At 60.9% G+C, this 14,325-nt stretch carries 11 protein-coding genes and 4 tRNA genes; 9 read left to right on the forward strand and 6 right to left on the reverse strand.

Annotation, left to right across the window (positions count from 1 at the left end; genetic code table 11):
• Nucleotides 1-59: 59 nt before the first annotated feature.
• Nucleotides 60-1,367: a homogentisate 1,2-dioxygenase gene (gene hmgA / locus OHL16_RS19960; RefSeq protein WP_263368961.1), complete on the forward strand. Its 1,308-nt coding sequence runs from the start codon at nt 60-62 to the stop codon at nt 1,365-1,367.
• 13 nt (nt 1,368-1,380) lie between these two features.
• On the opposite strand, the gene thiL is transcribed toward hmgA, so the two are convergent.
• Nucleotides 1,381-2,424 (reverse strand): thiamine-phosphate kinase, encoded by a 1,044-nt coding sequence (gene thiL, locus OHL16_RS19965; protein ID WP_263368962.1) that lies wholly within the window; start codon nt 2,422-2,424, stop codon nt 1,381-1,383.
• Between the two features lie 235 nt (nt 2,425-2,659).
• On the opposite strand from thiL, the gene OHL16_RS19970 reads away from it, so the two are divergent.
• The gene (locus OHL16_RS19970) at nt 2,660-3,724 is read left to right on the forward strand and encodes a M23 family metallopeptidase (RefSeq protein WP_263368963.1); all 1,065 of its coding nucleotides are present in this window, start codon (nt 2,660-2,662) and stop codon (nt 3,722-3,724) included.
• Between the two features lie 64 nt (nt 3,725-3,788).
• Here the strand turns inward: OHL16_RS19970 and OHL16_RS19975 are convergent, their stop codons facing one another.
• Nucleotides 3,789-6,425 (reverse strand): beta-mannosidase, encoded by a 2,637-nt coding sequence (locus tag OHL16_RS19975; RefSeq protein ID WP_263368964.1) that lies wholly within the window; start codon nt 6,423-6,425, stop codon nt 3,789-3,791.
• Nucleotides 6,426-6,566: 141 nt separating this feature from the next.
• On the opposite strand from OHL16_RS19975, the gene OHL16_RS19980 reads away from it, so the two are divergent.
• A complete protein-coding gene (locus OHL16_RS19980) occupies nt 6,567-7,895 on the forward strand; it encodes an HD domain-containing phosphohydrolase (protein ID WP_263368965.1) in 1,329 nt (442 codons plus the stop codon).
• Nucleotides 7,896-7,971: 76 nt separating this feature from the next.
• Here OHL16_RS19980 and OHL16_RS19985 read toward each other — a convergent pair whose 3' ends face one another.
• The 4 genes from OHL16_RS19985 to OHL16_RS20000 form a co-directional block, all read right to left on the reverse strand.
• Nucleotides 7,972-9,261, reverse strand: coding sequence for a PQQ-dependent sugar dehydrogenase (locus OHL16_RS19985; protein ID WP_263368966.1), 1,290 nt, complete (start codon nt 9,259-9,261; stop codon nt 7,972-7,974).
• 121 nt (nt 9,262-9,382) lie between these two features.
• Entirely contained in the window at nt 9,383-10,744 is a 1,362-nt protein-coding gene (locus OHL16_RS19990) for a PQQ-dependent sugar dehydrogenase (protein WP_263368967.1), read from the reverse strand.
• Nucleotides 10,745-10,775: 31 nt separating this feature from the next.
• Nucleotides 10,776-11,816, reverse strand: a complete 1,041-nt coding sequence (locus OHL16_RS19995) for a hypothetical protein (protein WP_263368968.1) — start codon at nt 11,814-11,816, stop codon at nt 10,776-10,778.
• An 85-nt stretch (nt 11,817-11,901) separates the two neighbouring features.
• Entirely contained in the window at nt 11,902-12,732 is an 831-nt protein-coding gene (locus tag OHL16_RS20000) for a hypothetical protein (RefSeq protein WP_263368969.1), read from the reverse strand.
• A 221-nt stretch (nt 12,733-12,953) separates the two neighbouring features.
• Here OHL16_RS20000 and OHL16_RS20005 point away from each other — a divergent pair.
• The 6 genes from OHL16_RS20005 to OHL16_RS20030 form a co-directional block, all read left to right on the forward strand.
• Nucleotides 12,954-13,029, forward strand: a tRNA-Thr gene (locus OHL16_RS20005).
• Between the two features lie 168 nt (nt 13,030-13,197).
• Nucleotides 13,198-13,284: transfer RNA gene (locus OHL16_RS20010), tRNA-Tyr, on the forward strand.
• Between the two features lie 243 nt (nt 13,285-13,527).
• Nucleotides 13,528-13,602 (forward strand) — tRNA-Thr (locus OHL16_RS20015).
• 80 nt (nt 13,603-13,682) lie between these two features.
• A tRNA-Gly gene (locus tag OHL16_RS20020) sits at nt 13,683-13,757 on the forward strand.
• 31 nt (nt 13,758-13,788) lie between these two features.
• Nucleotides 13,789-14,106: a hypothetical protein gene (locus OHL16_RS20025; protein ID WP_263368970.1), complete on the forward strand. Its 318-nt coding sequence runs from the start codon at nt 13,789-13,791 to the stop codon at nt 14,104-14,106.
• An 83-nt stretch (nt 14,107-14,189) separates the two neighbouring features.
• Nucleotides 14,190-14,325 (forward strand): GTP-binding protein (locus OHL16_RS20030; protein ID WP_263367967.1); only part of this gene is annotated, 136 nt, incomplete at its 3' end.

The following is a 14,325-nucleotide window of genomic DNA, read 5'->3' on the forward strand; positions in this document are numbered from 1 at the left end:
GTGTCTGCTCGGAGCGCCCTCGGCGCGCCGCGAAGTTTTTGTTCCGCAGACGCAGCTCTATGAACGAGGACCTTATGCCCGATCTCCACTACTTCACCGGCTTCGGCAATGAGTTCGCCACCGAGGCCGTCGCAGGCGCTCTCCCCATCGGCCAGAATGCCCCGCAGAAGTCTCCGCTCGGCCTTTATACCGAGCAGCTCAGCGGCAGCCCCTTCACCGCACCGCGCCTGCTCAACCGACGCACCTGGACCTACCGCATCCGCCCCTCGGTGATGCACAAGCCCTACGGGCGCATCGCCAACGGCCTTGTGCGGTCCACTCCGTTCAACGAGGTTGACACTCCGCCGAACCAGCTTCGCTGGGACCCGCTTCCAATCCCCACGCAGCCCATGGACTTCATCGACGGCCTGACGACGCTGGCCGGCAACGGTGACTCCACTATGCACTCGGGCGTGGCCATCCACATCTACGCCGCGAACAAGAGCATGACGGACCGTTTCTTCTACACCGCCGACGGCGAGCTGCTCTTCGTCCCCCAACTCGGCCGCCTCGCGCTGCATACAGAGCTCGGTATCCTCGAGCTCTCTCCCGGCGAGATCGCCGTTGTTCCGCGCGGCATCAAGTTCCGGGTCTCGCTGCTCGAAAAGGAGGCCCGCGGCTATCTGCTCGAAAACTACGGGCAGCCGCTGCGTCTGCCTGACCTCGGTCCCATCGGAGCCAACGGCCTGGCAAACAGCCGCGATTTTCTGACCCCGCACGCCGCGTTCGATAACAGAGATAACGGAAAGTTTCAGGTCGTCGCCAAGTTTCACGGCAACCTCTGGGCGACGGAGTTTGACCATTCGCCGCTCGACGTCGTCGCGTGGCATGGCAACTACGCGCCGTACAAGTATGACCTGGCGCGCTTCAACTGCATCAACACCGTCAGCTTCGACCACCCCGACCCGAGTATCTTCACGGTGCTCACCTCGCCCAGCGAACTCCCCGGAACAGCCAACGTCGATTTTGTCCTCTTTCCGCCGCGCTGGATGGTGGCCGAGCACACCTTCCGCCCGCCGTGGTTTCACCGCAACTTTATGAACGAGTTCATGGGCTTGATCGAGGGCGCGTACGATGCAAAAGCCGAAGGTTTCATCCCCGGCGGGGCAAGCCTTCACAATTGCATGTCCGGCCACGGGCCTGATGCGGAGACCTTCGAGCGCGCCTCGAACGCTGAGCTGAAGCCGGTCAAGCTCGAAAGCACGCTGGCCTTCATGTTTGAGACTCGCTTCGTCTGCCGTCCGACGAAGTTTGCGATGGACACGGCGTCGTTGCAGCACGAGTACTACACGTGCTGGCAGACGCTCAAGAAGAACTTCAAAGCCTGATGGCGCTGGTGGGTTAGCCGGTGGTTTTGCCGGAGGCAGAGAAGTGCTCCCACCCTCCGGGCTGGAGGCGGCTTCGTCTGCCGCTGGGCTCGATCAGGGTGATCTCCGGCTGTCCTGTGCGCCGGGGCTTCAGCGTGCCGATGCGCGTGATCGATACCCCGCTGATGATACGGGGGATGCGTTGGTCAGGCGGTGCGGCGAAGAGCAGTTCGTAGTCCTCGCCACCGTGCAGCGCGGCGTGGAGAGCTTGCTCCCTGGAGAGCTTCCGCGCGAGCGGGTGGATCGGGAGGGCCGCCTGTTCGATCTCGGCGCGCAGCTTCGAGGATTCGCACAGATGAGCGAGGTCGGTCGAGAGGCCATCGCTAAGGTCGATGGCTGCGGTGGCGAGTGACCGCCGCAGGAGGGCCTGGCCAACGGCGAGGCGGGGTGCAGGGAAGAGGTGTGGGTGACCGTCGAGGTTGTTGACGCTCCGATAGGGGCTGCGGCGGACGAGGAGATTCGCGAGTTCAGCCGATGCGCCGCCGAGGGAGCCGGTGACGTAGAGGGCATCTCCTGCCCGAGCGCCGGAGCGGCGCAGGGAGCGTCCCCGCGGCGCCGAGCCGATGAGGAGGATGTCCGCGAGGATCAGACCGCTGGGCGACTCCGAGGTGTCGCCGCCAGCCAGGGGCGCGTTGTGGAGGCTGGCGAGATGATAGAGGCCGGCGAAGAAGCGGTCCACCCAGTCGAGGCTTCGTTTCGTGGAGAGCATCGTGGCAGGGAGAGCGAGCGAGAGGAAGGCAGCCAGCGGGGTCGCTCCCATGGCGGCCAGATCGCTCAGGCCCCGTGCGAGACAGCGGTGGCCGGCGGACTCAGGCGGGTGACGGTCGCGGAGGAAGTGGCGGCCTTCGAGGGAGAGATCGGTCGTCACCAGAATCTCGTTGCCAGCCGGGGGACGGAGGATCGCGCAGTCATCCCCGATGCCGAGCGCGACCGAGCGCGTTGCTCGGCGGGTGGAACCGTGGCGGATTCGGTCGATCAGGGCAAGCTCTCCCAGCGGCTTCGACGGCGTCTTTCGCATGCTGGAAAGCAGGATAACCGGTTGGCGCTAAATGCCACATTTGTGGTAGATCGGGGGTAAGTTCTTTGCTTAAAATTGGTTGCCTGCATGTTGCTGCTTTGTTACCCTCTTTAAAGTGCTCAAGAGGGTCTTTCTATTCTGAATGACGATTGGCAAAGTTCATTTTGCCGTCCAATATTCGGAACTCTCCTCAGAACCGCGTGTTGGCGGCGAAACCTTTGGGCCTGGATTCAGGATGAGCCTCAAGAAACGTTATTACATCATGTTCGTCAGCCGCGGCGAAGACGGAACCATCAACAAGGTGCCGGTACCGTTGCATTACGCCTACATCTTTGTGGCGGCTGCGGTGATCGGCATGTTCACGATCACGGGGCTCGCAGGATCATATTCGCGGATGCTGATCAAGACGGCTCGGTTCAACCAACTGCGGCAGGACCACAACGCGCTGCAGAAGGACTACGCGCATCTTGAACAGCAGGCGCATGAGAAAGACATTCGGGCGGCGTCGCTGGGATCGCTGGCAAGCGAAGTTTCCGCCATCTATGGACTGACAGCAAGCAAGCTCGCTGTGCCGATGGGCAAGGTGACGGGCAAGGCGAGGTCGGCTGCGGTGGCTGATGCGGTTGCAACGACGCCGTTGACCGAGACCGCTTCGGCGATGACGGATGACGGCTACTACAAGTCGGTCGATGCGTTTTATTCGTTGCGCACTTCGGCGATGAACGGGGCGGCGGCCCGGAGTCTCTCAGGGCTGAATCGTCCGACCTACTCGGATGCGAATCCATTTGCCGGTTTTCCGGGAGGGTCCGGGGACGTAGCCGAATATGTGCCGTCGCTGTGGCCGGTGATGGGTCCCATTACGAGCAGCTTCGGTGAGCGCGATGATCCGATTCTGGGCAATGGCGAGGGTGAGTTCCACAAGGGACTCGACATCTCGGCCCCGAATGGTGTTCCCGTACGGGCAACCGCAGATGGTTTGATCAAGGTCGCGGAGATGTCCAACGGCTACGGACGCGAGGTGGTCATCGACCACGGACACGGAGTCGAGACGCTGTACGGACACATGTCCGGCTTTGCCGTGGTATCTGGACAGACCGTGGTGCGAGGCCAGGTGATCGGCTACGTAGGGCATAGCGGCCGGTCGACGGGCTCACACCTGCACTACGAGGTGCGTATCCACAACACGCCGGTAAATCCGCATAAGTATCTGCGGATGACGCTCGCAGACCTCGGAAGCGAAGCTCCGGCAGCCCCTGCGATCGGCCTTGCAGGCACGAAGGCGGCTGGACTGAATCGCTAAATTGATTTTGAGAGCAGGCAAAGGGCCGGCCGATTTGGCCGGCCTTGCTGTTTGTATGGGTGCGCTAGCGTTTAGCCTGCTGCTGCTGCGGGAAGGCGTCGACGAGCGAGACGATGCGTAGGCTCTTGTTGAGGTCTTCGAGCGACGCAGAGGTTTGCAGGGTGATGGTCTGCGGGGTGTTGGGCAGAAGGTTGAGGTAGTTGTCAGAGACCTCGACCTTGCTTGAGCCAAAGGTGACGTAGACGCCGCGGGCAAGAACCTTTGAGGACAGCGTGAGGGTGTAGGCAGAGCCGTCTCTTGCGATGGCATGGGAGATCTCTGCCTGTGGGAGACGTATCTGTTTTGTGGGAACGAGGTAGATGAGGTTGGTCGAGACGGTGTGGTTGTCGATGGTGAGGTCGGTGGCCACGAAGACCGTCGAGGCATCGACGCCAATCCTGCTCAGAAGCCCGGGCAGCGGTTCCTGATAGTAGATCTTGCTGGCGAGCGGGGCGAGCTTCAGGTCCTGCTCGTGATCGTCAAGGACCTTGCCGCTGAAGTCCATGATGCGCACGCGAAGATGCGCGGGGGCCGGTGATGTGTGATCGTCCACGACGTAGACTGCGAGTGCGTTGCTTTCAATGTGCGGCGAGACGAGGATAGGGCTGAAGAAGCGGCGCGCGTAGTACTGGAGCGCCTTCCAGTTGCCGTAGTAGTCGATGCTGGACCACGACGCGACGGGCCAGCAGTCGTTGAGCTGCCAGAAGATGGAGCCCATGGTGCGCGGGCGTTCGCGGCGGTGGTGCTCGGCGCCGATCTTGATGCCTTCGGCCTGCAGGACCTGGCTGGCGTAGAGGAAGGACGGGAAGTCCTTCGGCTCGGTGTAGTCCTTGAGCATGTAGTCCTGGATGAGCGAGTTGCCCTCGTTGTTCTTCTGGTGACCAAGCATGACGGGGGTGAAGATGCTGGTGCGGTCTTCGGGCAGCGTGAAGGCGTCGATGGTGCTCAACTGGGGGAAGGACTGGAAGCCGTACTCGGTGAGGAAGCGGCCGTGATGCTCCTCGTACTCGGTGAAGGGGACGCGGCCGTGCCAGACGTTCCAGTCGTGCATGTCGCCGGAGGCGTAGGTGTCGGAGACGTCCTCGTAGTCGGCGCTGGGGGAGCTGGGCCAGTAGGGAGTCTCGGGCGCGAGGCGGGCGACGGTGCGGGGCAGGATGCCGCTGAAGACGGTGAGGTAGTCCTCCCACATGCGGCGCCGGGATTCGGGCTGAAGAGCGTTGTGGATCTTCGTGACCTGTCCCCAATTCCACGAGATCTCAGTTTCATTGTTACCGCACCAGAGGACGATGGAGGGATGATTGCGCAGGCGGGTGACCTGGTACTCAGCTTCCTTTTCGACGTTCTGCTTGAAGTCGTAGGCGCCGGGCTGCCACTCGTTGCCGAACATAAAGTCCTGCCAGACCATCAGGCCGAGCTCGTCGCAGATCTGGTAGAACTCGTCGGACTCGTAGTAGCCGCCGCCCCAGTGGCGGATCATGTTCATGTTGGCATCGACGGCGGACTGCAGGATGTGGCGGTAGGTTGCCGTTGTGACGCGTGAGGGAAAGGAGTCGAAGGGGATGACGTCCGCTCCCTTGGCGAAGATGGGGATTCCGTTCACCACAATCTCAAACGAGCGGCCCCACTTGTCGCGGTCGCGCTCGAGCACGACGGAACGCAGACCGGTGCGGGTCGTGCGCTTATCGACGAGATGCGCTCCAAGACTGAGTTCTGCGGTGAACTCGTAGATTGGGTGTGCTCCGTACCCTGCGGGAAACCAGAGAGCAGGCTTGGAGATTTCGACGGGGACATCGATGGTGTTGTCGCCGCGGTGGAGCGCGACCGTGCGTGTCGTCGCAACCTTCTTCCCGTCCTGCGTGTAGGTGAGACGGATGATTGCGGCGGTGTCGATGTCTGAGGTGATCTGCACCTGCGCGTTGAGTCGCGCGACCGCCGCGGAGATGTCGCTCTGGCGGATGTGGAGGTCGTCGATGCGTGCGCCGTCCCACAGGCTGAGCGAGGCCGGGCGCCAGATGCCGCTGGTGACGAAGGTCGGCCCCCAGTCCCAACCGTATTCGTAGGCTGCGCGGCGGATGTAGGTCTTGTCCGCGGCTTGGATGATCTTGCTCCACCTGTCCTGCGAGGCGCGTTCGTGCGCGACCTTGTCGGGCGGAGGAAAGACGATGTGGAGAGTGTTGGCGCCCTGCTTGAGATAAGGCTTCAGGTCAACATGCCATTGGCGAAACATGTTGTCGGCGGTGAGCAGGAGATGGCCGTCGAGGTAGACCTGGGCATAGGTGTCGAGGCCGTCGAAGACCAGGTCGATGTGTTTGCGGGCGAGGATCGTGCGTGTTGCCGTGATGGTCGTCTGGTACTCCCAGCCGGCCTGGCTGATCCACTGCAGCTTGGCTTCATTGTCGCGGTAAAACGGATCGGGGACTACCTTGTTCGCCAGCAGGTCGAGGTGAACATCGCCGGGGACAGTGGCTGGACGCCACTCGGCGTTCGGGGTGTCCATCTGACGGAACTGCCAGCCCGTGTTCAGCGGGAGGATCTGTCGGCTCGCCGGAGCGGTCTGTGCGGGTGTCATAGGTGCGAGGAGGATCAGACAAAAGAGAATCCAGAGAGAGACAAAAAAGTTGTAGCGCAGGATTGTCTGGGTGCGGGGGCCGATAAATTCCATTGCAGCAGAATCAGGCAACAGAGACGTTTTTGCAAATAAGGTCGCCCGCGCAGGTGACTGATTATGCATCTTTTGGGGAGTTCCAGGGCAGCCCGGCAGACCGGTACTATTTCGAAGATATTCGGTCTCAGGCTTTGTGGCTTGCGGCTGTGGTTCCCAATCTCGACGGTGGTGTACGCCGGAACTGGAACGATTAATTACATGGTTCAAACCTCGGCCTCCTTTCGGCGCGGCCTCTCGAACACAGACGGTTCGATCTCACTGTCGGAGATTATCTCCGCTCTCTCCTATGCGCTTGACCTGACCGAGGGAGCGGTTCTGGGGCATGCTCTGCGGAGCTGCCTTCTCGGAATGCGAATCGCTGCCGAGTTGAAGCTGACGGCCGAGGCGACCAGCAGCCTCTACTTTGCGCTGCTCTTGAAGGACGTCGGCCGCAGCAGCAACGCCAACACCAGCACGACGCACGAGATCGTGCTGCAATGCGACCGAGGTGCTGGCATCGTCACCAAACTAGGCCTCGGTGCGGCAGCCGCCGAAGCCGTTCGCAGTATCGAGGAACACTGGGACGGCGGAGGGCATCCCGACGCGTTGAAGGGCGGGGAGATTCCTTTGCTCTCTCGCATCTGCGCCGTAGCCCAGCATCTCGATGTCTTCTCCGGTGAGTGCGGCGTCGAGAAGGCGATCCATACGCTTATCGAGCGCAGCGGAACGTGGTTTGATCCGGAGTTGGTGCGAGTCGCGGTCTCTCTGCACCGGCGTGGCGTGCTTTGGAACCACTGTCTGCCTTCCGACAGCCAGGACGATACGCGGCGAGCGGTGCTTGACCTTGACGCCGGAACCCGGCACACCCTGGAGGGTGGCAGGATTGATCAGATCTGCGAGGCTTTTGCGGACGTCGTGGATGCAAAGTCGCATTTCACTTTCAGGCACTCGATGGGCGTTGCGGATGCGGCCTATGGGATCGCACGCGAGATGGGACTTGCGCCGGAGCGTGTGCAACTGGTCCGCCGTGCGGCGCTTTTGCATGACATTGGCAAGCTCAGCGTGCCGAACACCATTCTGGACAAGGCAACGTATCTGGACGAGTTTGAATGGGAGTCTGTCTACCAGCATCCTGGGCTCACGCGGCAGATTCTCGAGCGCATCGGGCCGTTCCGGGAGATGGCCATCATCGCTGGGGAGCACCACGAAAAGCTCGATGGCACGGGGTATCCGAACCGGCTGATGCGGGCGGACCTTTCGCTGGAGTCGCGCATTGTCGCGGTCGCCGATGTGTATGGAGCCTTGTCGGAGGACCGTCCCTACCGGACGGGACTCGACCTCAGGCAGATCGTCTCGATCCTCACGAAGCTCGCTCCCAGAAAGCTCGATCCAGACTGCGTCGATGCGTTGTTGCGAATTATCGCGGAAGAGCCGGCTGCGGGTCTGATTCCGATACCGGTGGGGAACGTGCCCCAGCTCTGCGCCTGAGCGCTGCTGGCGGATGTGGGTGGAAAGAACACGGCGCGGCTTCTGTAGCAGGCCGCGCCGTCGTTCTATATAAGCACTATTTGCCGGTGTAGATCACGTGCCAGACGCTCCGCGTTGCGTCGTCGGTCACGAAGAGCGAGCCGTCATTGGCGACGGTAACGCCTACCGGGCGCCCCCACACCTTGCCATCGGGGGTGACAAAGCCGGTCAAGAAGTCCTCATACTCGCCGGTGGCATGGCCGTTCTTCATCGGCACGCGGATGACCTCATAACCAGCGCGGTGGGCTCGGTTCCAGCTCCCGTGCTCGGCAGCGAAGGCGTCTCCGGTGTAGTCGGAGGGAAACTGCTTGCCGTTGTAGAAGAGCATCTCAAGCGATGCGAAGTGGGACTGCAACAGGACGTCGGGAACAATGACCTTGTCCTTCAGCTCAGGATGCTTGCCTGCGTGGCGTGGGTCCTGGTGCGGACCCATGTACCACCACGGCCAGCCGTAGAATCCGTCCTCTTTGACGCTGGTGATGTAGTCCGGCACGAGGTTGTCGCCAAGCCGGTCGCGCTCGTTGGTGGAGCACCAGAGCTGGCCCGTGATGGGGTTGATCGCCTCGCCGACGCAGTTGCGGAGGCCGCTCGCATAGATCTTCACGAACTTGCCTTCGGGAGAATACTCGAGGACATCCGCGCGGTGAAACTCGTTAGGGTTGTTGTCGGTGTCGTCGACGTTGGAGGCCGAGCCGACGGAGATGAACATGCGGCGGCCGTCTTTCGAGAAGACAACATCGCGGGTCCAGTGCCCGCCGCCGCGAAGCTGAGCATAGCCAGGCAATGTCGGGACGATCGTCTCGGGTTGGCCCGAGGCCTTGAGGTCGCCGTTCTTATAGGCGAAGCGGACGACGGAGGTCGTATTGGCGACGTAGACCCACTTCGGGTTGGGCCCGAGCGGATAGAAGGCAATGCCGAACGGGTGATCAAGACCGGTAGCAAAGGTTTCCTTCGTGGCTGCCTTTCCATCCGGAGTCAAGCCGCGCAGCACAACGATTTCGCCCGCCTCGCTGTCGGCGACGAAGAGATCGCCATTCGGCGCGGTACGAATCAGACGCGGCTGCTTGAACCCGCCGTCGACGTAGAGCTGCACTTTGAAGCCGGCAGGAGCCTCCGGCCACGCGCCATCCGGACGCGGCACGAGTGTGGGGCCGTTATCGACCGACTCGGCCTCGTTCGGCTCGGGCAGATCGCTGACGATGGTCTTCCAGCGGACGCCGGGCTTCTCCTGCGTCCAATCGTGAAAGGATGACGAGCCGGTGTTTGTCTGGGCGGCGAGAGTAACAGGTAACAGCGAGAGAGCGAGCAGCGGGGTCCCGTAGCGCATCGGTGTGTTCCTCCTGAAAGAACCTGATCTCCATGCTAGCTGCAATTTATGAAAATGTGATATCGCGGATGAACGCAAGCCCGGTAGGTCTTCGCAGCTCCCTCGCTTCCAAGTCGGTGAATTAGCTGCCGGTATAAGCGATACGCCAGACTGAGTTGGAGGCGTCGTCACTCACGTAGAGAGCGCCGTCGGAGCCAACAGTGACGCCCACAGGACGGCCCCAGACGGTGCCGTCGGCATTGACGAAGCCGGTCATGAAGTCTTCATAGACCCCTGTCGCGGTGCCATTCTGCAGCAGCACGCGCAACAGTTCGTAGCCGCTGCGGATGGATCTATTCCATGAGCCGTGCGCTGCGACGAAGATGTCTCCATTGTAGATGGCGGGGAACTGCGAGCCGGTGTAGAAGGCTATCTGGAGCGGAGCAAAATGAGGCTGAAGAAGCGTGTCCGGCACGATCGTCATTGCGGCAAGCTCGGGGTGACTGGGTGGCAGGCTCGGGTCAGGATTGGCGCCGATGTAGTACCACGGCCATCCATAGAAACCGCCCTCCTGAATGTGGGTGACAAAGTCGGGCGGCAGGTTATCGCCGAGTCCGTCTCGCTCGTTGACGGAGACCCACACGGCACCGGCGGCGTTCACCGCAAGTCCGACTGCGTTGCGCAGGCCAGAGGCATAGATCTTCAGGAACGTTCCATCCGGCGTATAGGCGAGCACATCGGCGCGGTTCGTCTCGGAGGTGTCGGTGTCGGTATTGGTGACGTTTCCCGCGGAGCCTACCGAGACCAGCAAGCGATTATCGCTGGTGAAGGCAAGGGTTCGCGTGCTGTGGCCGCCATTGTGGGGAAGGGTGGCAACGACGACTTGCGCGGCGCCACGGGCCTGAGTGTCCCCGCTTTGATAGGGAAAGCGAACAACCGAGTCTACGTTGGCGACGTAGACATACTGCGGACTAGCGCCCACAGGGTAAAAGGCAATGCCAAAGAGAGCATTGAGTCCCGACGCAAAGGTGCTGGTGGACTGTGCCTTGCCCGTCGCATCCACACCACGGAGTACGACAACGTTATTGGCGGCGGGTTCGGCGACGAAGATGTCTCCGTTGGGTGCGGTGGCGAGCAGTCGGGGATTATTCAGGCCGGTAGCGTACTGCTGCACAGTGAATCCGGAGGGCACCTGAGGGAGTTGGTTATTGACGCGGGCCACTAGAGTTGATCCATTCGTCACAGAGGATGCAGTGTTGGGTTGAGGCAGATCAGCCGGCGTGAGATGGCGGCACGCTCCGGGCGTCTCTTTGGTGTAGTCGATAAAGGCCGCAGAGCCGGTCTGAACGGCGCCGATGCACCCAGCGTTAGCCTGCATGGTGCTCGTGCCTGACCCACCCATCGTGGTGGTTGTAGACGAGGTAGAACTCCCGTTGCTGCAGCCGATGGCGAAGTACAGGCAAATGAGGAAGGATGCTGGGGCAGTCCGGCGGGGAGATATCATGACGGCCTCGAGAAGGACCGATGCGAGGAGGTCAGTGAGTCGAATCCGGTCGCGACGCAGCGGGTACTTCAGGTGGTTGGATGCCGGGAGAGAGCTGTGAAGTGGTTCCGCTAAGCTGCTGCAGCGCCTCGATGGGGATCGTCGCGGTGAGAATGGCGCGGTCCTTGCGCTGTTCGAGTTTCAGAGAACCGATGATCTGGAGGATGGCGGCGTCGGAGGCGTTTCGTGGCTGTACCTGCTGGATGGATTTGACAAGTCCGAGCAGCGTGTTGAGGGAGGCCGCGGAGCGCTGTGCGTCAGCTTCAGTTGGAGATATCTCTTCAATCCGCAGATGCAGTGTTCCCACATATCGCAGACTGGCGACGAAGGTTGTGTCCTCTGGCATGGGAAGCCGCAAGCCGGAGATGGCGATGTAACCGCGATCGGAGAAGGGAAGGCCTATATGACCGATTGCCCAGGCGGCGGAGAGCAGGGGAACGTCGCGATACCGCGCCGAGAGCAACGAGGAACCAGAGAACGGCGAAGCGGCGGAGCGGTGGCGATCGAGGATGGAGTGGATCTGCTCGGTCGTCGGCATGTTCGACATAGCAATGCTGTCGTAGCCAAGCTGTGCGATGCGAAGCAGGCGGACCGCGTCACCGTCATGAATCGGTATCGTGTAGATCGTGTGGTGGTCGTAGATCTCGCTTGCTGTAGCCATGCCCGCGAGATACTTCGCGAGCCGTTGGCCATCGAAGCGCCCCTCGAAGACCTCGGAATAGCCAACTGGACCGTTGGGGCCGTTGGGGTTGTCCATCCGGTGAAGAGCAAAGGCGGCCACATCGAGGTCGCGCTCCGGCACGATGCCAGTGGCGTCGACGAAACGCTGGTACTCGGGGCTCCGCGTGACCAGGTTGCGGTCGAAGTGCGTGGCCAGGCGTATCGGCTTCAGAGTGACGTAGGCGATGGCGTCAGACTCAGGCAGCAGACGCGCGGCCTCGGGAGGCGCGGCTTTGCGCAGCACGACGGCGATGGTGAGCGCACCGAGAAGCGCCAGCACAAGCAGTAGCGAATAGCGAGTCGATCTACGCATCGGGCGTAAGGATGAGAATCATGAGGTGGGTCAAAGCGTATGCGTGCCGGCGTGTTGGCATAGAGACTACACAGCATTATTACGCTTATTCGATGATTGCGAAGGTATAGATTTTTCCTGCGCGGCTGGCATTCGGCGCGTTAATCATGCCAGGAGGCAGAATGCCGTACTCTCCTTTGGCTGCATCATGCCCGAGCGTGAAGCGATAGATCCGCGGCGCAAGCTTCTCCGCTGTGAAGTTGACGTTATCTCGCTGGGCTCCTGTTGAAGAGTGAAAGACGCCGCCAGTCTGCGATCGGAACTCGCGATTGTTGGAGTTGATGCGGAGTCTGAGAAGTTGGTATTCGACCGGGGAGACGCCATCGGGAACATAAAGCAGAAAGCTGGTGCCGCGCGACAGGACCAGCTGGCTGGCATTGCCGTCGATGTGACCGTTTCGATCCTCCTTGATGATGCCTTGGGTTACCGTGCTCTTCACCCACCCGCCAGATTTGTAGTTCACGATCTCCGGCTCGATCGCAGTCCACTTGTCGGCTTTGCTGTTCTCTTTCTTGTAGTAGACGCCGATCTCATCCACGCCAGCAAAGCTGGCAGCTGGCGAAGTGACAACGCCAGCGCCATTCGCCCCAGAAGCCGCAGATGCCTTGTTGATCATCGCGGCGATGACCTTCTCCGAGACGCCGTCCTGCTTGAGAGTGATGAGGTCGCCGGCCCCGGTCGCGTAGTGGCCCGGCTGTGCGTTGATGGTCTGGATGATGATGTCCTCGTTCAGGCCAGCCTCCGTCAGCCTGACGATGGCGTCGTTGTCCATGACCTGCTGCGCGCTGGATGGACGGGGAAAAAGGAGCGCGGCGGAAAGGAGTAGAGTGCAGCCAAGAAAGGAGCCAGAGAGAACAAGGTTCCGCGGACCGGGCATTGCGAGGAGACCTCCCAGAATCGAGCGTCGACGCCGCTATTTAGACGCCGTCAAGGCTAGCATGCAATCAGGCGCTTGCAAGACAAGGACGTGGTCTGCGATGGAGGCATTGCTCAGGTGACTTCACTATGCTAACTTTGATCTTGCGGCGCACTCTGCGCGGGCACTTCCGTGTTTCTCTGCGGACAGGGCTTACAGGGGCAAGACAGAAGGCTGTGTGGGCTGGCGTAGCTCAGCTGGTAGAGCATCTGATTTGTAATCAGAGGGTCGGGGGTTCAAGTCCCTTCGCCAGCTCCAGTTCACTCGGCGAGAAGAGATTGAATTTGGTTGTACTGCCGCACCGTTCTGGTTGCGCAGACCTCAGGAGACTTCTTCAAGGGATTTGGAATCGGCTTGGTCCGCAATCCGGATCGAAGCGCGCCTTGACGAGTCGCGATGTCTGTGCGGAGCAGTTCGGCAGAATGTGCACAGGTGGCCGAGTGGTTAATGGCAGCAGACTGTAAATCTGCCGCGCTTTGCGCTACGGAGGTTCGAATCCTCCCCTGTGCACCATTGAGTTTGTAGTGTTGTAGATTTGGGATTCATTGACGGGTGAGTGTTGTGGATTTGAGCCCTGCCGGCAGTGGACGAATGGCAATCGCGCTGGCAGTGCTCGCAGTACTCGCTTTACTTGCCTGGCAGACGATAGAGCCGGGAAAGTTCAGATCGCTGACGTGGATCCTGCTGGGATTTTTTGGCTTCCGCGTAATGCTTGGATGGCTGCGTTCGCGGTAGGATGAGAAGGTTGGTTGTAAGGCTGATGTAGCTCAGTGGTAGAGCACTCCCTTGGTAAGGGAGAGGTCATGGGTTCAAGCCCCATCATCAGCTCCAGAATTGTGCGGGCCGGCAGGCGCCGCGATCCAGCCGGCATGAGGGCTGAATCGCTGATTCGCCTGCTTGCTTGCGTATGGGCGGGAGTAACTCAGTGGTAGAGTCACAGCCTTCCAAGCTGTTGGTCGCGGGTTCGATTCCCGTCTCCCGCTCCAGAGAGTCAAAGGCAGTTTGCAGGAGAAATTGTTGAGCACGATGTATGAGCAGCCTGTACTTCCGGTGGGCGACACGCGGCGCTTTGGCGCGGTGAAGTCGGCCATCGAGTCTTCGTTTTCCACGGGCAAGGTCGTCGAGTTTCTCAAGTCCCTCGACAGGCTAAAGCTTCGCATTCGCGACTTCGAGTCCGTCGTGAAGGCGGGGCTTCTGGGATCATCGACTGCGAGTGAGTACAGCCATCTGGGTGACAGCGACCAGGGCCAGATTCGCGAGTTCTACCTGGCCAGCCTTGAGAAGGTCGCTCCTGAGCTGCGGCAGAGGTTCTTCCGGCTTTACTCGTACTACTGAGAGAAGCAGGATTTCGTTTTTCGTTTTTGATTTCACAAGAACCGCCGGTGCATGCACCGGCCAACATGAGGAGATAAGCAGTCATGGCGAAGGAAAAGTTTGACCGGTCTAAGCCGCACGTGAACATCGGGACGATCGGACACATCGATCACGGCAAGACGACGCTGACGGCGGCGATCACGAAGGTTCTGTCGAAGCACAACCCGAAGAACGCGTTTC

Origin of the sequence: Edaphobacter bradus (assembly GCF_025685645.1) — a bacterium.
In the GTDB taxonomy this organism is placed as follows: domain Bacteria; phylum Acidobacteriota; class Terriglobia; order Terriglobales; family Acidobacteriaceae; genus Edaphobacter; species Edaphobacter bradus.

Coding starts and splice junctions, on each gene's coding strand:
- hmgA (WP_263368961.1), top strand. CDS start 60: ATGAACGAGGACCTTATGCCCGATCTCCACTACTTCACCGGCTTCGGC.
- OHL16_RS19970 (WP_263368963.1), top strand. CDS start 2,660: ATGAGCCTCAAGAAACGTTATTACATCATGTTCGTCAGCCGCGGCGAA.
- OHL16_RS19985 (WP_263368966.1), bottom strand. CDS start 9,261: ATGCGCTACGGGACCCCGCTGCTCGCTCTCTCGCTGTTACCTGTTACT.
- OHL16_RS19990 (WP_263368967.1), bottom strand. CDS start 10,744: ATGATATCTCCCCGCCGGACTGCCCCAGCATCCTTCCTCATTTGCCTG.
- thiL (WP_263368962.1), bottom strand. CDS start 2,424: ATGCGAAAGACGCCGTCGAAGCCGCTGGGAGAGCTTGCCCTGATCGAC.
- OHL16_RS19995 (WP_263368968.1), bottom strand. CDS start 11,816: ATGCGTAGATCGACTCGCTATTCGCTACTGCTTGTGCTGGCGCTTCTC.
- OHL16_RS19975 (WP_263368964.1), bottom strand. CDS start 6,425: ATGGAATTTATCGGCCCCCGCACCCAGACAATCCTGCGCTACAACTTT.
- OHL16_RS20000 (WP_263368969.1), bottom strand. CDS start 12,732: ATGCCCGGTCCGCGGAACCTTGTTCTCTCTGGCTCCTTTCTTGGCTGC.